The organism is Microbacterium sp. KUDC0406, assembly GCF_021582875.1.
Taxonomy (GTDB): Bacteria; Actinomycetota; Actinomycetes; order Actinomycetales; family Microbacteriaceae; genus Microbacterium.
Genome location: NZ_CP091138.1, coordinates 147,678 through 167,877 on the forward strand (window position 1 = coordinate 147,678; position 20,200 = coordinate 167,877).

Consider the following 20,200-nt stretch of genomic DNA (forward strand, 5'->3'; position numbering starts at 1 on the left):
CATGGCTGACTCGACTCTCGCGCTCGACGTCCTGAAGGCAGACGGCAAGAAGGCCGGCTCGATCGAGCTGCCCGCCGCCCTGTTCGACGTCAAGACGAACATCCCGCTCATCCACCAGGTCGTCGTCGCGCAGCTCGCGGCGGCTCGCCAGGGCACCCACTCGACCAAGCGTCGCGGTGAGGTCTCCGGTGCCGGCCGCAAGCCCTTCAAGCAGAAGGGCACGGGTAACGCCCGTCAGGGCTCGATCCGCGCGCCGCACATGACCGGTGGTGGCATCGTGCACGGCCCGAAGCCGCGCGACTACTCGCAGCGCACCCCGAAGAAGATGATCGCCGCCGCCCTGCTGGGTGCGCTGAGCGACCGCTTCCGCGGTGAGCGTCTGCACGCCGTCGAGAACTTCGGCATCGAGGGCACGCCCTCGACCAAGGCCGCGGCCGCGCTGATCGCGCAGGTCTCGCCGTCGAAGAACGTCCTGATCGTCACCGAGCGCGGCGACGACCTGACGCTGCTCAGCGTGCGCAACCTCACCGAGGTGCACGTGCTGACGTTCGACCAGCTGAACGCCTACGACGTGCTCGTCGCCGACGACATCGTCTTCACCCAGGCCGCTCTCGAGGGCTTCATCGCCTCGAAGACCGGCGCAACCGAGGAGGTCTCGGCATGACCGAGCAGGCAAGCGCCCTCTCCGCGGCCTTCAACAAGGACCCGCGCGACATCATCTTGGGCCCGGTGGTCTCCGAGAAGAGCTACGGCCTGATCGACGAGGGCAAGTACACGTTCTACGTCGACACCCGTGCGTCGAAGACCGAGATCAAGCTCGCCATCGAGAAGATCTTCGGCGTCAAGGTCGCCGCGGTGAACACTCTCAACCGCGTCGGCAAGGCCCGCCGCACCCGCTTCGGCACCGGCAAGCGCAAGGACACCAAGCGCGCCATCGTCACGCTGAAGTCCGGCACCATCGACATCTTCACGGCAGTCGGCTGACCGGGGGATAAGGACTAAACATGGCTATTCGCAAGTACAAGCCCACGACCCCGGGTCGCCGCGGTTCGTCTGTGGCCGACTTCGCCGAGATCACCCGATCGACGCCGGAGAAGTCGCTGCTGCGTCCGCTCGCCAAGACCGGTGGTCGCAACAACCAGGGCCGCATCACCACCCGTCACATCGGTGGTGGCCACAAGCGTCAGTACCGCGTCATCGACTTCCGTCGCAATGACAAGGACGGCATCGACGCCAAGGTCGCCCACATCGAGTACGACCCCAACCGCACCGCGCGCATCGCGCTGCTGCACTACTTCGACGGCGAGAAGCGCTACATCATCGCGCCGAACAAGCTGAAGCAGGGCGACATCGTCGAGTCGGGTCCCTCGGCCGACATCAAGCCGGGCAACAACCTGCCGCTGAAGAACATCCCCACCGGTACCGTGATCCACGCGATCGAGCTGCGTCCCGGCGGCGGTGCGAAGATGGCCCGTTCGGCCGGCGCCTCCGTGCGTCTGGTCGCGAAGGACGGCCCCTACGCTCAGCTGCGTCTGCCCTCGGGCGAGATCCGCAACGTCGACGCGCGCTGCCGTGCGACGATCGGCGAGGTCGGCAACGCCGAGCAGTCGAACATCAACTGGGGCAAGGCCGGCCGCAAGCGCTGGAAGGGCGTCCGCCCGACCGTCCGCGGTGTCGCCATGAACCCGGTCGACCACCCGCACGGTGGTGGTGAGGGCAAGACCTCCGGTGGACGTCACCCCGTCTCCCCGTGGGGCCAGGCCGAGGGCCGCACCCGTCACGCCAACAAGGAAAGCGACAAGTACATCGTGCGTCGCCGTACCGCTGGCAAGAAGCGCAAGTAGGAGTAGAGGAAGATGCCACGCAGTCTGAAGAAGGGCCCCTTCGTCGACGAGCACCTGCTTCGCAAGGTGATCGGTCAGAACGAAGCCGGTACGAAGAACGTCATCAAGACCTGGTCGCGCCGGTCGATGATCATCCCCGCCATGCTGGGACACACCATCGCCGTCCACGACGGTCGCAAGCACATCCCCGTGTTCGTGACCGAGACCATGGTCGGCCACAAGCTGGGCGAGTTCGCGCCCACCCGCACCTTCCGCGGCCACGAGAAGGACGACAAGAAGGGCCGTCGCCGCTGACGCGGCGACTGTCTGAGAGACAGAGGAGAGAAATGGTGGCGTCCATCGCACGCGTGCGACACATCCGCGTGACCCCTCAGAAGGCTCGTCGTGTCGTCGCGCTCATCAAGGGCAAGCAGGCCGAGGAGGCACTTGCCATCCTGAAGTTCGCGCCGCAGAGCGCCAGCGAGCCGATCTACAAGCTTGTCGCGTCGGCCATGGCCAACGCGCAGGTGAAGGCCGATCGTGACGGCGAGTACCTCGACGAGCAGGACCTGTACGTGAAGAACGCGTACGTCGACGAGGGCACGACGCTCAAGCGTTTCCAGCCCCGCGCCCAGGGTCGTGCTTTCCAGATCAAGAAGCGCACGAGCCACATCACGGTCGTGCTGGCGACCCCTGAGGTCGCCGAGGCGGCTCCGGCCGCCGAGACGAAGAAGGCGAGCAAGTAATGGGCCAGAAGGTCAACCCGTACGGCTTCCGCCTCGGCATCACGACCGACCACGTGTCGCGTTGGTTCTCGGACTCGACGAAGCCGGGCCAGCGTTACGCCGACTACGTCGCCGAGGACATCAAGATCCGTAAGCTGCTGCAGACGCAGCTCGACCGTGCCGGCGTGTCCGGCATCGAGATCGAGCGCACTCGCGACCGCGTGCGTGTGGACATCCACACCGCTCGTCCGGGTATCGTCATCGGCCGCCGCGGCGCCGAGGCCGAGCGCATCCGCGCCGACCTCGAGAAGCTCACCGGCAAGCAGATCCAGCTGAACATCCTCGAGGTGAAGAACCCCGAGGCCGACGCTCAGCTGGTCGCCCAGGGCATCGCCGAGCAGCTCTCGGCTCGCGTGGCGTTCCGCCGCGCGATGCGCAAGGGCCTGCAGGGCGCTCAGCGCGCCGGCGCCAAGGGCATCCGCATCCAGGTCTCCGGCCGCCTCGGCGGCGCGGAGATGAGCCGCTCGGAGTTCTACCGCGAGGGTCGTGTGCCGCTGCACACGCTGCGCGCGAACATCGACTACGGCTTCTACGAGGCGAAGACCACCTTCGGCCGCATCGGCGTGAAGGTCTGGATCTACAAGGGCGACCTCACCAACAAGGAGCTTGCTCGTGAGCAGGCCAACCAGAAGCCTTCGCGCGAGCGTGGCGACCGTCGTGGCCCCCGTGGCGACCGTCGGTGACCGTCGCAACGAGGCTCCCGTCGCAGAAGGAGCGTCTGCCTGATGCTTATCCCTCGTAAGGTCAAGTACCGCAAGCAGCACCACCCGAAGCGCACGGGCCAGGCGACCGGCGGCACGAAGGTCTCCTTCGGCGAGTTCGGCATCCAGGCCCTCACCCCCGCTTACGTGACGAACCGTCAGATCGAGGCAGCTCGTATCGCGATGACCCGTCACATCAAGCGCGGTGGAAAGGTGTGGATCAACATCTACCCCGACCGTCCGCTCACCAAGAAGCCCGCTGAGACCCGCATGGGTTCCGGTAAGGGCTCCCCCGAGTGGTGGGTCGCCAACGTCAAGCCGGGTCGCGTCCTCTTCGAGGTCGCGGGCGTGAACGAGGAGCTCGCTCGCGAGGCCCTCACCCGAGCAATCCACAAGCTGCCTCTCAAGGCACGCATCATCAAGCGCGAGGAGGGCGACGCGTAATGGCGATCGGCACCAAGGAGCTCGCTCCGGCAGAGCTCGACACGTTCGAAGACCAGCGCCTCGTCGAGGAGCTGCGCAAGGCCAAGGAGGAGCTGTTCAACCTCCGTTTCCAGTCGGCCACCGGCCAGCTGGAGAGCCACGGCCGCATCCGCACCGTGAAGCGCGACATCGCGCGCCTCTACACCGTCATCCGTGAGCGCGAGCTCGGCATCCGTGCGACGCCGGCTCCGACCGCGGCGCCGGCGAAGAAGGCGTCCAAGGCGAAGGCGAAGAAGGCCGAAGAGGCTGAGGCGCCGAAGGAGGAGGCCGAGTAATGGCTGAGAAGAAGGCTGCTGAAGCCGCCCCGGCCGTCGAGGCCGAGACCCGCGGCTACCGCAAGGCGCGTCGTGGCTACGTCGTCAGCGACAAGATGGACAAGACCATCGTCGTCGAGGTCGAGGACCGCGTGAAGCACCCGCTGTACGGCAAGGTCATCCGCCGCACGTCGAAGGTCAAGGCGCACGACGAGAACAACACCGCCGGCATCGGCGACCTCGTCCTCATCAACGAGACCCGGCCGCTGAGCGCCACCAAGCGCTGGCGTCTGGTGGAGATTCTGGAGAAGGCCAAGTGATCCAGCAGGAGTCCCGCCTCAAGGTCGCCGACAACACCGGCGCGAAGGAGCTGCTCACCATCCGCGTTCTCGGCGGCTCGCGCCGCCGTTACGCCGGGCTGGGTGACACCATCGTCGCGACCGTCAAGGACGCGATCCCGGGCGGCAACGTCAAGAAGGGCGATGTGGTCAAGGCCGTCATCGTCCGCACCAAGAAGCAGACGCGTCGTGCAGACGGCTCGTACATCAAGTTCGACGAGAACGCCGCCGTGATCCTGAAGGCTGACGGGGAGCCCCGTGGCACCCGCATCTTCGGACCGGTCGGTCGTGAGCTTCGTGACAAGAAGTTCATGAAGATCGTCTCGCTCGCCCCGGAGGTCATCTGATCATGGCGAACATCAAGAAGGGCGACCTCGTCGAGGTCATCACCGGCCGCAAGCAGGACAAGGGCGGCGACCGCGGCAAGCAGGGCAAGGTCCTCGAGGTCCTCGTCGAGCAGAACCGCGTGGTCGTGGAGGGCGTGAACTACGTCACCAAGCACACCCGCGTCGGCCAGACCCAGCGCGGCACCAAGACCGGTGGCATCGAGACCGTCGAGGCGCCCATCCACATTTCCAACGTCGCCCTCGTCGACCCCTCGACCAAGAAGCCGACCCGTGTCGGCCACCGCGTCGAGGAGCAGACGAAGGACGGTGTGAAGCGCACGGTTCGCGTGCGCTACGCGAAGAAGTCGGGTAAGGACATCTGATGAGCGACACCACTGCCGCGGAGGCTGGCAAGATCCAGCCCCGCCTCAAGCAGAAGTACAACACCGAGATCAAGAAGGCCCTGCAGGACGAGTTCGGCTACGTCAACGTCATGCAGATCCCCGGACTGGTCAAGGTCGTCGTCAACACCGGCGTCGGCGAGGCGGCTCGTGACTCCAAGGTGATCGATGGTGCGGTCGACGACCTCACCAAGATCACCGGTCAGAAGCCGATCGTCACCAAGGCTCGCAAGTCGATCGCGCAGTTCAAGCTGCGCGAGGGCCAGGCCATCGGCGCGCACGTCACCCTCCGCGGTGACCGCGCCTGGGAGTTCCTGGACCGCCTGGTCAACCTCGCACTGCCCCGCATCCGCGACTTCCGCGGACTGTCGGCCCAGCAGTTCGACGGCAACGGCAACTACACCTTCGGTCTCACGGAGCAGAGCGTGTTCCACGAGATCGACCAGGACAGGATCGACCGCGTCCGCGGATTCGACATCACCGTGGTGACGACGGCCAAGACGGATGACGAGGGCCGTGCGCTGCTGCGCCACCTCGGCTTCCCGTTCAAGGCCGCCGACGCCGCGGCGTGACACCTTCGACAGGCTCAGGGACCCAGGGGTCGCTGAGCCTGTCGAAGCGCCCGGCCACCGTGCCGTACAATTGAAGATTGCGTGCTCATCGCAGGCCGTCTGTCGTGTAACGGCAGCCGGAACCTCAATGAACGAAGGAAAATCACAATGACAATGACAGACCCGGTCGCAGACATGCTGACCCGTCTGCGCAACGCGAACTCGGCGCACCACGACAGCGTGTCGCTCCCGTCGAGCAAGCTGAAGACGCACATCGCCGAGATCCTCCAGAAGGAGGGCTACATCGCCGGCTTCGAGGTGACCGACGCCCGCGTGGGCAAGACCCTCACCATGTCGCTCAAGTACGGTCCGAACCGTGAGCGCTCCATCGCCGGCATCAAGCGCGTGTCGAAGCCCGGCCTGCGCGTGTACGCCAAGTCCACGGAGCTCCCCAGGGTCCTCGGCGGCCTCGGCGTCGCCATCCTGTCCACCTCCTCCGGTCTTCTCACCGACCGCCAGGCCGAGCAGAAGGGCGTGGGCGGAGAAGTTCTCGCCTACGTGTGGTGACCTGATATGTCGCGTATCGGACGACTTCCCATCGAGATCCCCGCGGGCGTGACCGTTTCGGTCGACGGCCGTGAGGTCGCGGTGAAGGGCCCCGAGGGTGAGCTCACCCTGCAGGTGGCCAGCCCCATCGAGGTCGCGGTCGAGGAGGGCCAGGTTCTGGTCACCCGTCCCGACGACGAGCGCGAGTCGCGGTCGCTCCACGGCCTGACCCGCACCCTCATCAACAACAACATCATCGGCGTCACCCAGGGCTACACCAAGGGCCTCGAGGTCGTCGGCACCGGTTACCGCGTGCAGCAGAAGGGCAGCTCGATCGAGTTCGCCCTCGGCTTCTCGCACCCGGTCCTGGTCGACCCGCCGGCTGGCATCACCTTCGCGGTGGAGGGCACCAACAAGGTGACCATCAGCGGCATCGACAAGCAGGCCGTCGGCGAGGCGGCTGCGAACATCCGCAAGATCCGCAAGCCCGAGCCGTACAAGGGCAAGGGTGTGCGCTACGCCGGCGAGGTCGTGCGTCGCAAGGCCGGAAAGGCTGGTAAGTAACCATGGCTGTGAAGTCGAAGTCCGACGCCCGCGCGCGTCGTCACGCCCGTCTTCGCAAGAAGATCGTCGGCACCGAGGCGCGTCCGCGCCTGGTCGTCACCCGCTCTGCTCGTCACGTCTTCGTGCAGCTCGTGGACGACAGCAAGGGCCACACCGTGGCATCCGCATCGACTCTCGAGACCGATCTGCGCACCTTCGACGGTGACAAGACCGCCAAGGCCCGCAAGGTCGGCGAGCTCGTCGCCGAGCGTGCGAAGGCCGTCGGCGTCTCCGAGGTCGTCTTCGACCGCGGTGGCAACCGCTACGCGGGTCGCGTCGCGGCGATCGCCGATGGCGCCCGCGAAGGGGGGCTGGCACTGTGAGTGACAACAAGGAGAACGAAGTGACCGAGCAGGCTGCTGCCACTTCCGAGACGGCTGCCGGCACCACGCAGGCAGAGCCGCAGCGCGACCAGCGCGACGGCCGCCGTGGCGGACGAGGCGACCGCAACCAGGGCGGTCGCGACCGCAACTCGCGCGACCGTGGCGACAACCAGTTCCTGGAGCGCGTCGTCACCATCAACCGCGTCTCGAAGGTCGTGAAGGGTGGTCGTCGCTTCAGCTTCACCGCTCTCGTGGTCGTCGGTGACGGCAACGGCCTGGTCGGCGTCGGCTACGGCAAGGCGCGCGAGGTCCCGCTGGCGATCTCGAAGGGTGTCGAAGAGGCCAAGCGCAACTTCTTCCGCGTGCCGCGCGTCGGCAGCACCATCCCGCACCCGGTGCAGGGTGAGTCCGCCGCCGGTGTCGTGCTGCTGCGTCCGGCTGCCGCCGGTACCGGTGTCATCGCCGGTGGTCCGGTCCGCGCCGTGCTCGAGTGCGCCGGCATCCACGACGTCCTGTCGAAGTCCCTCGGCTCGTCGAACACGATCAACATCGTGCACGCGACCGTGACGGCGCTGAAGGCTCTCGAGGAGCCCCGTGCCGTGGCCGCCCGCCGCGGCCTGGACTACGACGCGGTCGTGCCGGAGATCATCATCCGCAACGAGGCGAAGGCCGCTGCTGCCGCCGCCGCGCAGAAGGTAGGTGCCTGATGGCCGCCCGTCTGAAGGTCACCCAGGTCAAGTCCAAGGTGAGCGAGAAGCAGAACCAGCGCGACACGCTGCGTTCACTCGGTCTGAAGAAGATCGGCGACTCGGTCGTCCGTCCGGATGACGCGCAGACGCGCGGCTACGTCCGGGCCGTCGCTCACCTCGTCAAGATTGAGGAGATCGACTAATGGCTGAGAAGAACGAAGCCGTCGAGGCCGAGAAGGTCGAGAAGAAGGCGCCGGCCAAGAAGCCCGCCGCCAAGAAGGCGCCCGCCAAGAAGCCCGAGACGAAGGATGCTCCGGCGTCGCGTCCCGGTGTTCTGAAGGTGCACCACCTGCGTCCGGTCCCCGGCGCCAACACCGCGAAGACCCGTGTGGGTCGCGGTGAGGGCTCCAAGGGCAAGACCGCCGGCCGCGGCACGAAGGGCACCAAGGCCCGCAACACCGTCCGCGTCGGATTCGAGGGTGGGCAGATGCCGCTGCACATGCGCACCCCGAAGCTGCGCGGGTTCAAGAACCCGTTCCGCGTCGAGTACCAGGTCGTGAACCTGAACAAGCTCGCCGAGCTGTACCCGGCCGGTGGCGACGTCACCGTCAGCGACCTGGTCGCCAAGGGTGCCGTTCGCAAGAACGAGAAGGTCAAGGTCCTGGGCGACGGAGAGATCTCCGTCAAGCTCACGGTCTCGGTCGACAAGGTCTCGGGCAGCGCCGAGCAGAAGATCGTGGCCGCCGGCGGTTCCATCAAGTGACCGTCTGGTGACCAGCACCAGGAGGGGCCGGAGATTCTCCGGCCCCTCCTGTGCGTTACCCTGGACTTTCGGCCGCGAGTTCTAGGCCGGCATCCCCACTCAGGAGGAAAACTCTTGTTCAGCGCTATCGCGCGGATCATCCGCACGCCCGACCTGCGGCGGAAGATCGGCTTCACCCTGGCGATCATCGCCCTGTACCGCCTGGGTTCGAACGTTCCCGCCCCGTTCGTGGACTTCCCGAACGTCGAGACCTGTCTCGCTGCCAGTGCCGGCACCGAGGGGCTCCTGGGCCTCGTGAACCTGTTCTCGGGCGGCGCCCTGCTCAAGCTGTCGATCTTCGCGCTCGGCGTCATGCCGTACATCACCGCGACGATCATCGTGCAGCTGCTGCGCGTCGTCATCCCGCACTTCGAGACCCTCCACAAAGAGGGTCAGGCCGGTCAGGCGAAGCTCACGCAGTACACCCGCTACCTGACCATCGCGCTCGCGCTGCTGCAGTCGACCACGCTGGTCACCGTGGCGCGCAGCGGACAGCTGTTCGGATCCGCGAGCGATCCGTCCTGCCAGGCACTGCTCACCAACGACGTGTGGTGGGCCCAGCTGCTGATGATCTTCGCCCTCACGGCCGGTACCGGCCTGATCATGTGGTTCGCCGAGCTCGTCACCGAGCGCGGCATCGGCAACGGCATGTCGCTGCTGATCTTCACCTCGATCGCCGCCACCTTCCCGGCCGCCATGTGGGCGATCTGGGAGGCGAAGGGCTTCGAGGTCTTCCTCATGGTCCTCATCGTCGGAATCATCGTGATGGCCCTCGTGGTCTTCGTCGAGCAGTCCCAGCGCCGCATCCCGGTGCAGTACGCGAAGCGCATGGTGGGCCGCCGCACCTACGGCGGCACCAACACCTACATCCCGCTGAAGGTGAACATGGCGGGCGTCATCCCGATCATCTTCGCCTCGTCGCTGCTCTACATCCCGATGCTGATCGCGCAGTTCAACACCCCGACAGACGGCAGCACGCCGCCGGCGTGGGTGACCTGGATCTCGCAGCACTTCACCACCGGTGACAGCCCGCTGTACATGGCGGTCTACTTCCTGCTCATCATCGGGTTCACCTACTTCTACGTGGCGATCACGTTCAACCCGGTCGAGGTCGCGGACAACATGAAGAAGTACGGCGGCTTCATCCCCGGCATCCGTGCCGGACGCCCGACTGCCGAGTACCTCGACTACGTGCTGACGCGCATCACGTTCCCCGGTTCGATCTACATCGGTCTGATCGCCCTCATCCCGCTGATCGCGCTGTCGACGGTCCAGGCCAACCAGAACTTCCCGTTCGGCGGCGCCTCGATCCTCATCATCGTCGGCGTCGGGCTCGAGACCGTGAAGCAGATCGATGCGCAGCTGCAGCAGCGCCATTACGAAGGGCTCCTCCGATGACGGCATCCGCACAGTCCACCGCTCGCCTCCTGATCGTGGGCCCGCAGGGCTCCGGCAAGGGCACGCAGGGCGTGCGCATCGCCGACGCGTACGGGATCCCGGTGGTCTCCACCGGTGACATCTTCCGCGCGAACATCAAGGAGGGCACTGAGCTGGGCCGCAAGGTCACCGCCATCCTGGACGCCGGTGACCTGGTGCCCGACGAGCTGACCAGCGAGATCGTGCGCGACCGGCTCTCGCAGCCGGACGCCGCGAACGGCTTCCTGCTCGACGGCTACCCGCGCAACACGCACCAGGTGGAGCACCTGGACGCCTTCCTGCAGGAGCGCGACGAGTCGCTCGACGCGGTCATCCTGCTCGACGTGCCCCGTGAGGAGAGCCTGACGCGGCTGCGCCTGCGGGCCACCGAGCAGGGCCGTTCCGACGACACCGACGAGGCCATCGCGCACCGCCTGGACATCTACGAGCACGAGACGGCTCCGATCATCTCGGTGTACGAGCAGCGCGGCATCGTCGACCGCATCGACGGTGTCGGCTCTCTCGACGAGATCGCCGAGCGCATCGTCGCGGCGCTGGACGCCCGCGGCCTGCGCGTGCTGGTCTGACGTGTTCCGGCGGTCGATCTACAAGTCGCCGGCGCAGCTGCGGTCGATGGTCGAGCCCGGCCTGATCACGGCGGCGGCGCTCGACGAGGCGCGCGCGCTGGTGGCGCCCGGTGTGACCACCGCCGAGCTGGATGCTGCGGCATCCGGCGTGATCACGGGTCGCGGGGCGGAGTCGAACTTCCAGCTCGTGCGCGGATACCGGCACACGACCTGCATCTCGGTGAACGACCAGGTCGTGCATGGCATCCCCGGTGAGCGGGTGCTGCGGCCCGGCGACATCGTCTCGATCGACTGCGGTGCGCAGTACCAGGGCTGGAACGGCGACAGCGCGATCACGATCGTGGTGCCGGATGCTGCGCGGCCCGAGCTGGTGGCGCGTCGTGAGGAGCTCTCCCGGGTGACCGAGGGGTCGATGTGGGCGGGCATCGCCGCCATGGCCACGGCCACCCACATCGGTGAGCTCGGAGACGCCATCCAGGGGTACATCGAGGCGCAGGGCGAGTACGGCATCCTGCGCGAGTACGTGGGCCACGGCATCGGCCGCAAGATGCACGAGGCGCCCAGCGTGTTCAACTACCGCACGCCGGATGCGGGTGCGGAGATCCGCCCCGGCCTCGTGCTCGCCATCGAGCCGATGGTCACCGCCGGGGAGAGGCGACCTTCGTCGAGGACGACGACTGGACGGTCACGACCGTCGACGGATCGGACGGCTCGCACTGGGAGCACAGCGTCGCCCGCCACGAGGCCGGCATCTGGGTGCTCACCGCACCCGACGGCGGCGCTGCCGGTCTTGCCCCCTTCGGCGTGGTGCCCGTCCCCGTCCCGTAGCCCGCTCGCCACCTGCCGCGCCGCTGCGGCGAACCACGCACGCCGGACCGACCCGTCCGCGGCGCCACGAGCCACCCGGTGCAGCACGAGCCGTCAGCGGTGCGCAAGTGGTTCGTGCTGCAGCGGGTGGCTCGGCTGACGAAGGCTTGAACCACCCGTGTCGTCACGAACCGCCCAGACCGTCGGCGAACCCGCCGCCGTGGCACGAGTCATGCGCGCTGGGCGGGTGGCTCACGTGTTCGTGGGTGCGTGCCGCGTCGGCACCGCCGAAGCACGCGCGACAGCGTGAAGCATCCTGTTCGGCTGCGACCGGTCAGTCGCAGTGCGAAGCATCCGGTGCGTCCGCGAGCCACCCGGTGCAGCGTGAGCCGCGGGCTGCTCGCAGGTGGTTCGTGCGCGTGCGGGTGGTTCGGATGCTCCCGCGATCCACACGCGGCAGGGTGGGGGTCAGCGGTGCTGCCGCCGGCAGCGGCGGGACCTGCCGTGAGCGGTCAGAGACCGTGGCCAGCAGCGCGGGGGAGGGCGGACGCACCCGCGGCACATGGATCGCATCGAGTGCCTGCACGACGGGCTTCACGTGCCAGGCGTCCGTGAGATCCCAGCGGGCGAACGGATGCCCGTGTCGTCGGAGTCGGTCCTCACGGCGCTTCTCGTCCGCAAGCTTGACCGCCGCAGCTTCAGGAGACCCGAGGGCGTACTTCTGCCAGCCGTCGGACTCGCCGATCCCGCCGATCGACGCGAAGAAGAAGTCGACGCGATCGGTCGCGTTCTCGTAGTGGAACTGACGCTGCAGGTCCGGCTGCTCGAACCCGCTCCACAGGATCACCGCCCGGCTCACACTCTCGCCTGGCGACTCCGCCCGTCCGTCGGCGAGCCCCCAGACCAGACGCATCCGTGCGCGCCCGCGCGAGCTCGACTGCCGCTCGCCCCGATCTCGCAGATCGGCCAGACAAGCCTCGCCGCCCTGCGTCTGAGAGATCGCGGCGTCGGCGACCGCGAGCGCCTGCGCCGGCGGCAGCACCCGCACGAGGTCGACGACGGTGTCCACCAGTGAGGTGACAGCGATGCCGCCGATGAGTTCTGTGTCACGGGCGTCCACGCTGGCATGGACGGCGACGTCGCCGTACCGGCCGGATGCCTGGCGTGCCGAGTTCAGCACGTGGATCCAGCGCGTCTGCCGGAAACGCGGCAGGCCGTGCACGACCGCCGCCGACTCCAGGCACAGCACGGCGTCCGGATGGGTGCGGGCGAACGCGTGCACTCTCGCGGCGTAGCGGTCCCACGGCGTCAGCGTGGAGTACGCCGCGCGCTCTGCGTAGATCCCGCGACGGATTCGGATGTACCTCTGCGTGCGAACGGGGATGCCCAGCATCCGTGCTTCCACGGCGGTGACCAGCGGTATCGGCGAGGTGGTGAAGGCGCGATCGGTGAGAGTGAGCGGCATCCCTCGATCCTGGCCCGCGAGGATGCTCCCGGAAGCTGCCAGGAACAACTTTCCGCCGACCGCCACCTGTGGAGGAAGAGTCGTCCGCGTACGAACCGCTCGCGCAGGCACGAACCATCCACCACGCAGCTGAGGGTCATGCGCGAATGGGTGGCTCGTGGGGAAGGGAGGGCGGCGGGGCCCTCACATGGAGCCCATAGTCGGGACAGGGCAGAATAGCGGGGAACTTCCCTGTACAGATCGGAAAGCAATGGCTGCGCAGCGCAAGACCAACTGGTTCGCCATCGGAGTGTCCATCGCCGTCGTGGTGGTGCTCGTCGCCCTCGGCGGATTCGTGGTGTACCTGAACAACCAGGCCACCTCTCCGGGCGCGGCGCCCACCAGCAATGAGAGCTTCGACGCCGAGAGCGGTGCGATCTCGTTCGGCGACGGCAAGGACGAGGTCGCGGTGTTCGTGGACTTCCAGTGCCCCGCCTGCAAGTCGTTCGAGGACAACTTCGGTTCCGCGCTCGAGAAGGCGGCGGAGGACGGCAGGATCACGCTCGCGTATCACCCGATCGCGATTCTCGACCGCTTCTCGCAGGGCACGGAGTACTCCTCCCGGTCCGCCGGCGCGGCGGTCTGCGTCGCCTCCACTCAGCCTGACAAGTACCTCGACTTCTCCAAGGCGCTGTTCGCGAACCAGCCGGAGGAGAACACCCCCGGCCTCACAGACGAACAGATCGTCGACATCGCGAAGCAGGCCGGAGCAGACAAGGTCGAGTCCTGCATCACCGATCAGACCTACATGAAGTTCGGTGCGGCCCAGGCGAAGAAGCACGAGATCAAGAGCACTCCGACCGTGAAGATCAACGGCAAGGAGCTCAACCTCCAGGACAACGCCGACTTCAAGAAGCTCACCGACCTGATCAGCTGATCGTCCCCGCAGGAACGCGGGTGCGGCCCCCGGCTCCGCACTCGCGTTCTGCATTTGCCGGATGCTCCGGAGCGGACTATCATAGATCTTTGGTGCCTTGCGCCTTGATTCGGCGTGTCCCAGCACCACCCATCCATCCACCGCAGATCGACCGATCTGCAGAAGCGTCAGCGAGGCTATGGCTAAGAAAGACGGTGTCATCGAGATCGAGGGCGTCGTGTCGGAAGCACTTCCCAACGCGATGTTCCGCGTTGAGCTCAGCAACGGACACAAGGTTCTGGCAACGATCTCCGGAAAGATGCGGCAGAACTACATCCGCATCATCCCCGAGGACCGCGTGGTCGTGGAGCTCTCGCCCTACGACCTGACCCGCGGCCGCATCGTCTACCGCTACCGCTGATCGGTCGAGAAGTAACGGCAGCCTAGGGCCCTTCGACAGGCTCAGGGACCCAAGACTGCACGAAGACAGCGAACAGGAAGAAACATGAAGGTCAAGCCCAGCGTCAAGCCCATCTGCGACCACTGCCGCGTGATCCGTCGTCACGGTCGCGTCATGGTGATCTGCAAGTCGAACCCGCGTCACAAGCAGCGCCAGGGCTGAGCGGGGCGCCCTCCGGGGCATCCGCACAACTCAACATCTGAATACGGCAGGATCACCAGCCCGCGCAAGCGGGGGACACCTCGGGGCGGAGGCCCGAGCACCGATCCTGCTCCACACCTCCACAACACTCCAGGAGTTACCGCATGGCACGTCTTGCCGGCGTCGACATCCCGCGCGACAAGCGCGTGGTGATCGCCCTCACGTACATCTACGGCATCGGCCGTACCCGTTCGGTCGAGATCCTCAAGGCCACCGAGATCGATGAGTCGATCCGCGTCAAGGACCTCACCGACGACCAGCTCGTCGCACTCCGCGACCACATCGAGGGCAACTACAAGGTGGAGGGTGACCTGCGCCGCGAGGTTGCCGCAGACATCCGCCGCAAGGTCGAGATCGGCTCGTACGAGGGCATCCGCCACCGTCGTGGTCTCCCGGTCCGCGGTCAGCGCACCAAGACCAACGCCCGTACCCGCAAGGGCCCGAAGCGCACCGTCGCCGGTAAGAAGAAGGCCCGCTAAGCGGCCAGGGAATAGGAGAACACTTTCATGGCTGCACCCAAGGCCGCCGCGCGCAAGCCGCGCCGCAAGGAGAAGAAGAACATCGCGCTGGGCCAGGCCCACATCAAGTCGACGTTCAACAACACCATCGTCTCGATCACCGACCCGTCCGGCGCCGTCATCGCCTGGGCGTCGTCCGGTGGCGTGGGCTTCAAGGGCTCCCGCAAGTCCACCCCGTACGCGGCCGGCATGGCCGCCGAGTCGGCCGCCCGTCAGGCCGCCGAGCACGGTGTGAAGAAGGTCGACGTCCTCGTCAAGGGCCCGGGCTCCGGCCGCGAGACCGCGATCCGCTCGCTGCAGGCCGCCGGCCTCGAGGTGGGGTCCATCCAGGACGTCACCCCGCAGGCACACAACGGCTGCCGCCCGCCGAAGCGCCGCCGCGTCTGATCTCGGACAGGGATGCCGGTACCGATCCGCTCGGGGCCGGCATCCCTTCCGCCGATCTTCGACAACTCAACACACCTCACCCAACACATGTCATATAGCGGGCATGTGATCGAAAGGAACACATAGTGCTCATTGCACAGCGTCCCACCCTGAACGAGGAAAAGCTCGCCGACAACCGCAGCCGGTTCGTCATCGAGCCGCTCGAGCCCGGTTTCGGCTACACCATCGGCAACGCGCTGCGTCGCAGCCTCCTCTCGTCGATCCCCGGCGCCGACGGTCACCACGATCCGCATCGACGGCGTGCTGCACGAGTTCAGCACCATCCCGGGCGTGAAGGAGGATGTCACCGAGATCATCCTCAACATCAAGCAGCTGGTCGTCTCCTCGGAGCGCGACGAGCCGATCACCGCCTACCTGCGCAAGACGGGCGCGGGCGAGGTCACGGCGGCGGACATCTCCGCTCCGGCCGGCGTCGAGGTGCACAACCCCGACCTGGTGATCGCGACCCTGAACGACACCGCGAAGTTCGAGCTGGAGCTGACGATCGAGCGCGGTCGTGGCTACGTCTCCGCCGCGCAGAACCGCAACGAGTACGCCGAGGCCGGCCAGATCCCGGTCGACTCGATCTACTCGCCGGTGCTGAAGGTCAGCTACCGCGTCGACGCCACCCGTGCCGGTGAGCGCACCGACTTCGACAAGCTCGTGCTGGATGTCGAGACCAAGTCCGCGATCAGCCCGCGCGACGCCGTCGCCTCGGCCGCGAAGACCCTGACCGAGCTGTTCGGCCTCGCTCGCGAGCTGAACGTCGAGGCCGAGGGCATCGAGATCGGTCCGGCGCCGGTGGAGGCCGTGCTCTCCAGCGAGCTGTCGATGCCGATCGAGGACCTCGATCTGTCGGTCCGGTCGTACAACTGCCTCAAGCGCGAGGGCATCAACACCGTCGCGGAGCTGGTCGCCCTCTCCGAGACGCAGCTGATGAACATCCGCAACTTCGGACAGAAGTCGGTCGACGAGGTGCGCGACAAGCTCGTCTCGCTCGGTCTGTCGCTGAAGGACTCGGTGCCCGGTTTCGACGGCGCCCACTTCTACGGCGGCTCCGAAGACGAGTCCTTCTGATCCCCTTTTCCCTGGAGTAAACGAATATGCCTAAGCCCACCAAGGGTCCCCGCCTCGGAGGCGGCCCCGCCCACGAGCGCCTGCTTCTCGCGAACCTGGCCGCTGCGCTCTTCACGCACAAGTCGATCAAGACGACCGAGACCAAGGCCAAGCGCCTGCGTCCGCTCGCCGAGCGTCTGATCACCTTCGGCAAGCGCGGCGACCTGCACGCGCGTCGTCGCGTGCTGTCGGTGCTGCGCGACAAGGATGCCACGCACGTCCTGTTCGCCGAGATCGCGCCGCTCGTCGCCGAGCGTGAGGGCGGCTACACCCGCATCACCAAGGTCGGCAACCGCAAGGGCGACAACGCGCCGATGGCCGTGATCGAGCTCGTCCTCGAGCCCGTCGCGCCCAAGAAGCGTCGTACTGAGCCTGCCGAAGTGAAGGCAGCCAAGAAGGCCGCTGCCCCCAAGGCCGAGAAGGTCGAGGAGGCTCCTGCTGAGGAGGTCGTCGAGGCTCCGGTCGAGGAGACCGCTGCCGAGGCACCCGCCGAGGAGAAGGCCGAGTAATTCTCGTCTGACGCAAGAGGCCCGCCATCCCGAAAGGGACGGCGGGCCTCTTCGTACCCGGCTGGCAGAGAAGCTCCGGTCTCACTGGTTGCGGGTGAACACCCGCAACCAGTGAGACCGGAGCGAAGGGGGGTCAGGCGCGGACGCGCAGATCCTTGCGCAGGATCTTGCCGGAGCTGGACTTCGGGATGACGTCGATGAACTCCACCAGGCGCACCTTCTCGTGCGGGGCGACGCGCGATGCGACGAACTCCATCACGTCGTCGGTGCTCAGGTCGGCGTCCTGCTGCCGGACGACGAACGCTTTCGGCACCTCCTGGCCGTCCGCGTCGTTCGCGCCGACCACGGCGGCATCCGCGATCAGCGGATGCTCCAGCAGCAGCGCTTCGAGCACCGCCGGCGCGACCTGGTAGCCCTTGTACTTGATGAGCTCCTTGAGCCGGTCCACGATGCGGAAGATGCCGTCCGCGGTCACGGTGGCGATGTCGCCGGTGTGCAGCCAGCCGTCGGCGTCGAGCATGTCGGCGGTGGCCTCGGGGCGGTTCAGGTATCCGGTCATGATCTGCGGTCCGCGCAGCCACAGCTCGCCCGGCTCGCTCGCTCCCGAGGCCGGCGGCTCGATGTCGGCTCCGGTCTCGGGGTCGACGAGGCGGGCCTCGGTGTTCGGCACCAGCGGGCCGATCGCCGAGCGGTCGATGTCGCCGCGGTCGACGGGGATGATGTTCGCCGCCGGGCTCGTCTCGGTCATGCCGTAGCCCTGCACCACGGTGCAGCCGAGGCGGTTCGCGACCGCGCCGGCCAGCGCGCCGTCCAGCGGCGCCGCCCCGGAGAACACCACCTTCACCGCGGAGAGGTCGTACTGATCCACCACAGGATGCTTCGCGAGTGCGACCGCGATCGGGGGAGCCACGAACACCCAGGTGGTGCGGTGCTCCTGGATGATGCGCAGGAACTCCGGCAGATCGAACTTCGGCATCGTGACCAGGCCCGCGCGCTGCCTGAGGGCGAAGTCCAGCAGCACCGTCATGCCGTAGATGTGGAAGAACGGCAGGACGGCGAGCAGCCGGTCGTTCTCGTCGATGTCCGTGACGGGGCGCACCTGCTCGACGTTCGCCACCAGGTTCCGGTGGGTGAGCATGACCCCCTTGGGCCGACCGGTGGTGCCGGAGGAGTACGGCAGCACGGCGAGATGGGTCGCCGGATCGAAATCGACCTCCGGCGCGGTACGCCCCTCGGAGAGCAGGTCGCGCAGACTCGGGTGCCCCTCCGCGCCGTCGAGCACGATCAGGCGCTCCGGCGGGATGCCGGCGGCGCCCGGCGGCCGCCTGTGCGCCCGGCAGCAGCGGCGAGACCGTGAACAGCCAGTCCGCGCCGGCATCCTCGAGCTGGTTCGCGATCTCCTCGGAGGTGTACAGCGAGTTGATCGTGGTCGCGGTGGCGCCGGAGCGCAGCACGCCGTGGAACACCGTGGCGAACGCCGGGATGTTCGGGCACAGGATGCCGACGACGTCGCCCACGCCCACACCCCGGGCGGCGAGGGCGCCCGCGAGCAGGTCGATCTGCCCGATCAGCTGCCGGTAGGTGGTCTCGGCGCCGGACATGCCGTCGACGATCGCGACCCGGTCGAGGTCGGCGTCGTCGAGGCCGGTGAACAGGTACTCGTGGATCGAGACATTCGGGATCTCGAGGTCGGGGTACGGACTGCGGAACATGGTGATCTCCTTCGATCATCCTGTCGGGTTGTGAGTCAGTGTCGCACAGGTTGAGACGCGGTCTCAACCGGTCCGGTCGCCGGATCCGTGATCCGGTAGCGGCTGCCCGGGCGACCCCGTGTCGAGTAGTCGAGCGTGCGCACCGCGCGCCCGATGCTCGCGAGGTGCTCGAGGTAACGACGGGTGCTCACCCGCGAGATCTGCAGCACCTCGCCGAGCTCGGACGCCGAGGAGTCGGGATGCCTGGCGAGCGCGCCCGCCACCCGCTCCAGCGTCTCGGCGGAGAGCCCCTTGGGCAGCCCTGCGCGCTGCCGGAACGCGATGATCGCATCGGCGGCCTCGACGCGCTGCACCACGTCGTGCAGTTCGGTGTGGTCGCGCAGCAGCAGCGTCGCGTCCACGGCGGCGCCGCCGTCCCTGGCCCCGGTGGAACGGGCCACCAGCACGCGCGTTCCGAGGATCACGGGGCGTCCCGCGTCCTCTCCCTCGCCCAGCACCTCCCTCAGCTCCGGTCCCAGCACATCCTCTGCGCGGGCGCCGGTCAGCTCCGCGGCATCCGTGTCGAGGAATCGGGCGGCGGCGTCGTTCGCCAGCGTGATGACTCCCCGCGCGTCGACGGTGATCACGCCCTCGCTGAGGCCGTGCAGCGTGGTCTCCTGGTTGCGCACCAGAGCGCTGATCTGGTCGGGCTCCAGCCCCTGGATGCGGCGCCGAATGAGCGAGGCCACCCAGGCGGAGCCGAACAGGCCGAGCAGCACGGCGGCCAGCATGGCGCCGATGATCCAGGCGAGGTTGCCGAAGAACTCGTCCCTGCCCTGCGACTCGAGGATGCCAACGGACGCCGTGCCGATCACGCCGCCGCCCTGGAAGATCGGCACCTTCACCCGCCAGGTGGTGCCCAGGGTGCCGGTCTCGGTGCCGGTGTAGATGCGCCCGACAGCGGCACCGACGGATCGGTGGAGACGCGCTCGCCGATGCGCTCCGGATGCGGATGCGAGTAGCGGATGCCGTCGGCGTTGGCCACGACGACGTACGTGAGGTCGGACGCCTTGCGGATGGTCTCGGCGAGCGGCTGGATGGTCGCCGAGGGATCGCCGTCATCGAAGGCGCCGACGACAGCGGGCATCGAGGCTATCGACTGCGCCACCGCCATCATCCGGTCCTCGTACGCGTCACGGATGGTGTGCTCCTGCACGAATCCTGCCGTGATGCCCGCGATGAGGGTGACCAGGCACACGATCGCGGCCTGCAGCAGGAGCAGCTGCACGCGGAGCGTCATCTTCGACGCATGCGTCTTCGTCATCGAGGGCACCACTCCATTCTCACCGCCCGCGCGAGGGGCCGCACCCGAGCCGAGGAGGTTCTCGCGACCAATACTTACGGAACGCGACCAATGGTTTCGCAAGCGGCAACACGGCGAGCCGGGCGCCTACGGTCGTCACTGTCCCGAATCGCTCAAGGAG

General features: G+C 67.4%; 29 protein-coding genes and 3 pseudogenes. 28 read left to right on the plus strand and 4 right to left on the minus strand.

Annotated features, from left to right (window positions below; genetic code table 11):
* Position 1: 1 nt before the first annotated feature.
* The 21 genes and pseudogenes from rplD (at position 2) to map (ending at position 11,456) form a co-directional block, all read left to right on the plus strand.
* Entirely contained in the window at positions 2-664 is a 663-nt protein-coding gene (rplD, locus tag L2X99_RS00760) for a 50S ribosomal protein L4 (protein WP_236125462.1), read from the plus strand.
* Positions 661-984 carry a 50S ribosomal protein L23 gene (rplW, locus tag L2X99_RS00765; protein ID WP_236125461.1) on the plus strand — a complete coding sequence of 108 codons (324 nt, stop codon included), beginning with the start codon at positions 661-663 and terminating at the stop codon, positions 982-984. The genes rplD and rplW overlap by 4 nt, the downstream gene beginning before the upstream one ends.
* 20 nt (positions 985-1,004) lie before the next feature.
* Entirely contained in the window at positions 1,005-1,844 is an 840-nt protein-coding gene (gene rplB / locus L2X99_RS00770) for a 50S ribosomal protein L2 (protein ID WP_236125460.1), read from the plus strand.
* 12 nt (positions 1,845-1,856) lie between these two features.
* Positions 1,857-2,138, plus strand: a complete 282-nt coding sequence (rpsS, locus tag L2X99_RS00775) for a 30S ribosomal protein S19 (RefSeq protein ID WP_116241743.1) — start codon at positions 1,857-1,859, stop codon at positions 2,136-2,138.
* Between the two features lie 32 nt (positions 2,139-2,170).
* The gene (gene rplV / locus L2X99_RS00780) at positions 2,171-2,569 is read left to right on the plus strand and encodes a 50S ribosomal protein L22 (protein ID WP_236125459.1); all 399 of its coding nucleotides are present in this window, start codon (positions 2,171-2,173) and stop codon (positions 2,567-2,569) included.
* Entirely contained in the window at positions 2,569-3,291 is a 723-nt protein-coding gene (gene rpsC, locus L2X99_RS00785; protein WP_236135510.1) for a 30S ribosomal protein S3, read from the plus strand. The genes rplV and rpsC overlap by 1 nt, the downstream gene beginning before the upstream one ends.
* A gap of 42 nt (positions 3,292-3,333) precedes the next feature.
* The gene (rplP, locus tag L2X99_RS00790) at positions 3,334-3,753 is read left to right on the plus strand and encodes a 50S ribosomal protein L16 (protein ID WP_157310494.1); all 420 of its coding nucleotides are present in this window, start codon (positions 3,334-3,336) and stop codon (positions 3,751-3,753) included.
* Positions 3,753-4,067, plus strand: coding sequence for a 50S ribosomal protein L29 (gene rpmC / locus L2X99_RS00795; protein WP_329608091.1), 315 nt, complete (start codon positions 3,753-3,755; stop codon positions 4,065-4,067). The genes rplP and rpmC overlap by 1 nt, the downstream gene beginning before the upstream one ends.
* Positions 4,067-4,366, plus strand: a complete 300-nt coding sequence (gene rpsQ, locus L2X99_RS00800; RefSeq protein ID WP_329608092.1) for a 30S ribosomal protein S17 — start codon at positions 4,067-4,069, stop codon at positions 4,364-4,366. Before rpmC ends, rpsQ begins: the two co-directional genes overlap by 1 nt.
* Entirely contained in the window at positions 4,363-4,731 is a 369-nt protein-coding gene (gene rplN / locus L2X99_RS00805) for a 50S ribosomal protein L14 (RefSeq protein ID WP_116241749.1), read from the plus strand. The genes rpsQ and rplN overlap by 4 nt, the downstream gene beginning before the upstream one ends.
* Positions 4,732-4,733: 2 nt before the next feature.
* The gene (rplX, locus tag L2X99_RS00810) at positions 4,734-5,093 is read left to right on the plus strand and encodes a 50S ribosomal protein L24 (protein ID WP_116241750.1); all 360 of its coding nucleotides are present in this window, start codon (positions 4,734-4,736) and stop codon (positions 5,091-5,093) included.
* Entirely contained in the window at positions 5,093-5,683 is a 591-nt protein-coding gene (gene rplE / locus L2X99_RS00815) for a 50S ribosomal protein L5 (RefSeq protein WP_236135511.1), read from the plus strand. Before rplX ends, rplE begins: the two co-directional genes overlap by 1 nt.
* Before the next feature lie 147 nt (positions 5,684-5,830).
* Positions 5,831-6,229, plus strand: a complete 399-nt coding sequence (gene rpsH, locus L2X99_RS00820) for a 30S ribosomal protein S8 (protein ID WP_236125457.1) — start codon at positions 5,831-5,833, stop codon at positions 6,227-6,229.
* A gap of 6 nt (positions 6,230-6,235) precedes the next feature.
* Positions 6,236-6,772 carry a 50S ribosomal protein L6 gene (rplF, locus tag L2X99_RS00825; RefSeq protein WP_236125456.1) on the plus strand — a complete coding sequence of 179 codons (537 nt, stop codon included), beginning with the start codon at positions 6,236-6,238 and terminating at the stop codon, positions 6,770-6,772.
* 2 nt (positions 6,773-6,774) lie between these two features.
* Positions 6,775-7,134: a 50S ribosomal protein L18 gene (gene rplR, locus L2X99_RS00830; RefSeq protein WP_236125455.1), complete on the plus strand. Its 360-nt coding sequence runs from the start codon at positions 6,775-6,777 to the stop codon at positions 7,132-7,134.
* Positions 7,131-7,841: a 30S ribosomal protein S5 gene (gene rpsE / locus L2X99_RS00835; protein WP_236125454.1), complete on the plus strand. Its 711-nt coding sequence runs from the start codon at positions 7,131-7,133 to the stop codon at positions 7,839-7,841. Before rplR ends, rpsE begins: the two co-directional genes overlap by 4 nt.
* Entirely contained in the window at positions 7,841-8,026 is a 186-nt protein-coding gene (gene rpmD, locus L2X99_RS00840; RefSeq protein WP_236125453.1) for a 50S ribosomal protein L30, read from the plus strand. The genes rpsE and rpmD overlap by 1 nt, the downstream gene beginning before the upstream one ends.
* Positions 8,026-8,586 (plus strand): 50S ribosomal protein L15, encoded by a 561-nt coding sequence (gene rplO / locus L2X99_RS00845; protein WP_236125452.1) that lies wholly within the window; start codon positions 8,026-8,028, stop codon positions 8,584-8,586. Before rpmD ends, rplO begins: the two co-directional genes overlap by 1 nt.
* Before the next feature lie 114 nt (positions 8,587-8,700).
* Positions 8,701-10,023: a preprotein translocase subunit SecY gene (secY, locus tag L2X99_RS00850; protein ID WP_236125451.1), complete on the plus strand. Its 1,323-nt coding sequence runs from the start codon at positions 8,701-8,703 to the stop codon at positions 10,021-10,023.
* Positions 10,020-10,628 (plus strand): adenylate kinase, encoded by a 609-nt coding sequence (locus tag L2X99_RS00855; protein ID WP_236125450.1) that lies wholly within the window; start codon positions 10,020-10,022, stop codon positions 10,626-10,628. The genes secY and L2X99_RS00855 overlap by 4 nt, the downstream gene beginning before the upstream one ends.
* Before the next feature lie 46 nt (positions 10,629-10,674).
* A pseudogene (map, locus tag L2X99_RS00860) lies at positions 10,675-11,456 on the plus strand (type I methionyl aminopeptidase).
* Between the two features lie 313 nt (positions 11,457-11,769).
* On the opposite strand, the gene L2X99_RS00865 reads toward map, so the two are convergent.
* Complete coding sequence (locus L2X99_RS00865; protein WP_236135512.1) at positions 11,770-12,900, minus strand: hypothetical protein; 1,131 nt, start codon at positions 12,898-12,900, stop codon at positions 11,770-11,772.
* Between the two features lie 250 nt (positions 12,901-13,150).
* On the opposite strand from L2X99_RS00865, the gene L2X99_RS00870 reads away from it, so the two are divergent.
* The 7 genes and pseudogenes from L2X99_RS00870 (at position 13,151) to rplQ (ending at position 17,025) form a co-directional block, all read left to right on the plus strand.
* Positions 13,151-13,816, plus strand: coding sequence for a DsbA family protein (locus L2X99_RS00870; RefSeq protein WP_236125448.1), 666 nt, complete (start codon positions 13,151-13,153; stop codon positions 13,814-13,816).
* 178 nt (positions 13,817-13,994) lie between these two features.
* Positions 13,995-14,216, plus strand: coding sequence for a translation initiation factor IF-1 (gene infA, locus L2X99_RS00875; RefSeq protein WP_018171468.1), 222 nt, complete (start codon positions 13,995-13,997; stop codon positions 14,214-14,216).
* 84 nt (positions 14,217-14,300) lie between these two features.
* Positions 14,301-14,417, plus strand: a complete 117-nt coding sequence (gene rpmJ / locus L2X99_RS00880) for a 50S ribosomal protein L36 (protein ID WP_132201997.1) — start codon at positions 14,301-14,303, stop codon at positions 14,415-14,417.
* A gap of 143 nt (positions 14,418-14,560) precedes the next feature.
* On the plus strand, positions 14,561-14,935 hold the full coding sequence (rpsM, locus tag L2X99_RS00885) for a 30S ribosomal protein S13 (protein WP_116241763.1): 375 nt from the start codon (positions 14,561-14,563) through the stop codon (positions 14,933-14,935).
* A 27-nt stretch (positions 14,936-14,962) separates the two neighbouring features.
* Positions 14,963-15,361, plus strand: coding sequence for a 30S ribosomal protein S11 (gene rpsK, locus L2X99_RS00890; RefSeq protein ID WP_017829189.1), 399 nt, complete (start codon positions 14,963-14,965; stop codon positions 15,359-15,361).
* Between the two features lie 125 nt (positions 15,362-15,486).
* A pseudogene (locus L2X99_RS00895) lies at positions 15,487-16,477 on the plus strand (DNA-directed RNA polymerase subunit alpha).
* 26 nt (positions 16,478-16,503) lie between these two features.
* The gene (gene rplQ / locus L2X99_RS00900; RefSeq protein WP_236125446.1) at positions 16,504-17,025 is read left to right on the plus strand and encodes a 50S ribosomal protein L17; all 522 of its coding nucleotides are present in this window, start codon (positions 16,504-16,506) and stop codon (positions 17,023-17,025) included.
* A 133-nt stretch (positions 17,026-17,158) separates the two neighbouring features.
* Here rplQ and L2X99_RS00905 read toward each other — a convergent pair.
* The 3 genes and pseudogenes from L2X99_RS00905 to L2X99_RS17745 form a co-directional block, all read right to left on the minus strand.
* Positions 17,159-18,737 (minus strand): annotated as a pseudogene (locus tag L2X99_RS00905) (AMP-binding protein).
* A 35-nt stretch (positions 18,738-18,772) separates the two neighbouring features.
* Positions 18,773-19,666, minus strand: coding sequence for a PAS domain-containing protein (locus tag L2X99_RS00910; RefSeq protein WP_442923510.1), 894 nt, complete (start codon positions 19,664-19,666; stop codon positions 18,773-18,775).
* The gene (locus L2X99_RS17745; protein WP_268928569.1) at positions 19,618-20,040 is read right to left on the minus strand and encodes a hypothetical protein; all 423 of its coding nucleotides are present in this window, start codon (positions 20,038-20,040) and stop codon (positions 19,618-19,620) included. Before L2X99_RS17745 ends, L2X99_RS00910 begins: the two co-directional genes overlap by 49 nt.
* Positions 20,041-20,200 lie beyond the last annotated feature (160 nt).

What these genes read in the sequence shown, in the direction of transcription:
- rplD (WP_236125462.1), top strand. Translation starts at nt 2, where the DNA reads ATGGCTGACTCGACTCTCGCGCTCGACGTCCTGAAGGCAGACGGCAAG.
- rplW (WP_236125461.1), top strand. Translation starts at nt 661, where the DNA reads ATGACCGAGCAGGCAAGCGCCCTCTCCGCGGCCTTCAACAAGGACCCG.
- rplB (WP_236125460.1), top strand. Translation starts at nt 1,005, where the DNA reads ATGGCTATTCGCAAGTACAAGCCCACGACCCCGGGTCGCCGCGGTTCG.
- rpsS (WP_116241743.1), top strand. Translation starts at nt 1,857, where the DNA reads ATGCCACGCAGTCTGAAGAAGGGCCCCTTCGTCGACGAGCACCTGCTT.
- rplV (WP_236125459.1), top strand. Translation starts at nt 2,171, where the DNA reads ATGGTGGCGTCCATCGCACGCGTGCGACACATCCGCGTGACCCCTCAG.
- rpsC (WP_236135510.1), top strand. Translation starts at nt 2,569, where the DNA reads ATGGGCCAGAAGGTCAACCCGTACGGCTTCCGCCTCGGCATCACGACC.
- rplP (WP_157310494.1), top strand. Translation starts at nt 3,334, where the DNA reads ATGCTTATCCCTCGTAAGGTCAAGTACCGCAAGCAGCACCACCCGAAG.
- rpmC (WP_329608091.1), top strand. Translation starts at nt 3,753, where the DNA reads ATGGCGATCGGCACCAAGGAGCTCGCTCCGGCAGAGCTCGACACGTTC.
- rpsQ (WP_329608092.1), top strand. Translation starts at nt 4,067, where the DNA reads ATGGCTGAGAAGAAGGCTGCTGAAGCCGCCCCGGCCGTCGAGGCCGAG.
- rplX (WP_116241750.1), top strand. Translation starts at nt 4,734, where the DNA reads ATGGCGAACATCAAGAAGGGCGACCTCGTCGAGGTCATCACCGGCCGC.
- rplE (WP_236135511.1), top strand. Translation starts at nt 5,093, where the DNA reads ATGAGCGACACCACTGCCGCGGAGGCTGGCAAGATCCAGCCCCGCCTC.
- rpsH (WP_236125457.1), top strand. Translation starts at nt 5,831, where the DNA reads ATGACAATGACAGACCCGGTCGCAGACATGCTGACCCGTCTGCGCAAC.
- rplF (WP_236125456.1), top strand. Translation starts at nt 6,236, where the DNA reads ATGTCGCGTATCGGACGACTTCCCATCGAGATCCCCGCGGGCGTGACC.
- rplR (WP_236125455.1), top strand. Translation starts at nt 6,775, where the DNA reads ATGGCTGTGAAGTCGAAGTCCGACGCCCGCGCGCGTCGTCACGCCCGT.
- rpmD (WP_236125453.1), top strand. Translation starts at nt 7,841, where the DNA reads ATGGCCGCCCGTCTGAAGGTCACCCAGGTCAAGTCCAAGGTGAGCGAG.
- rplO (WP_236125452.1), top strand. Translation starts at nt 8,026, where the DNA reads ATGGCTGAGAAGAACGAAGCCGTCGAGGCCGAGAAGGTCGAGAAGAAG.
- L2X99_RS00855 (WP_236125450.1), top strand. Translation starts at nt 10,020, where the DNA reads ATGACGGCATCCGCACAGTCCACCGCTCGCCTCCTGATCGTGGGCCCG.
- L2X99_RS00865 (WP_236135512.1), bottom strand. Translation starts at nt 12,900, where the DNA reads ATGCCGCTCACTCTCACCGATCGCGCCTTCACCACCTCGCCGATACCG.
- L2X99_RS00870 (WP_236125448.1), top strand. Translation starts at nt 13,151, where the DNA reads ATGGCTGCGCAGCGCAAGACCAACTGGTTCGCCATCGGAGTGTCCATC.
- infA (WP_018171468.1), top strand. Translation starts at nt 13,995, where the DNA reads ATGGCTAAGAAAGACGGTGTCATCGAGATCGAGGGCGTCGTGTCGGAA.
- rpmJ (WP_132201997.1), top strand. Translation starts at nt 14,301, where the DNA reads ATGAAGGTCAAGCCCAGCGTCAAGCCCATCTGCGACCACTGCCGCGTG.
- rpsM (WP_116241763.1), top strand. Translation starts at nt 14,561, where the DNA reads ATGGCACGTCTTGCCGGCGTCGACATCCCGCGCGACAAGCGCGTGGTG.
- rpsK (WP_017829189.1), top strand. Translation starts at nt 14,963, where the DNA reads ATGGCTGCACCCAAGGCCGCCGCGCGCAAGCCGCGCCGCAAGGAGAAG.
- rplQ (WP_236125446.1), top strand. Translation starts at nt 16,504, where the DNA reads ATGCCTAAGCCCACCAAGGGTCCCCGCCTCGGAGGCGGCCCCGCCCAC.
- L2X99_RS17745 (WP_268928569.1), bottom strand. Translation starts at nt 20,040, where the DNA reads ATGACGAAGACGCATGCGTCGAAGATGACGCTCCGCGTGCAGCTGCTC.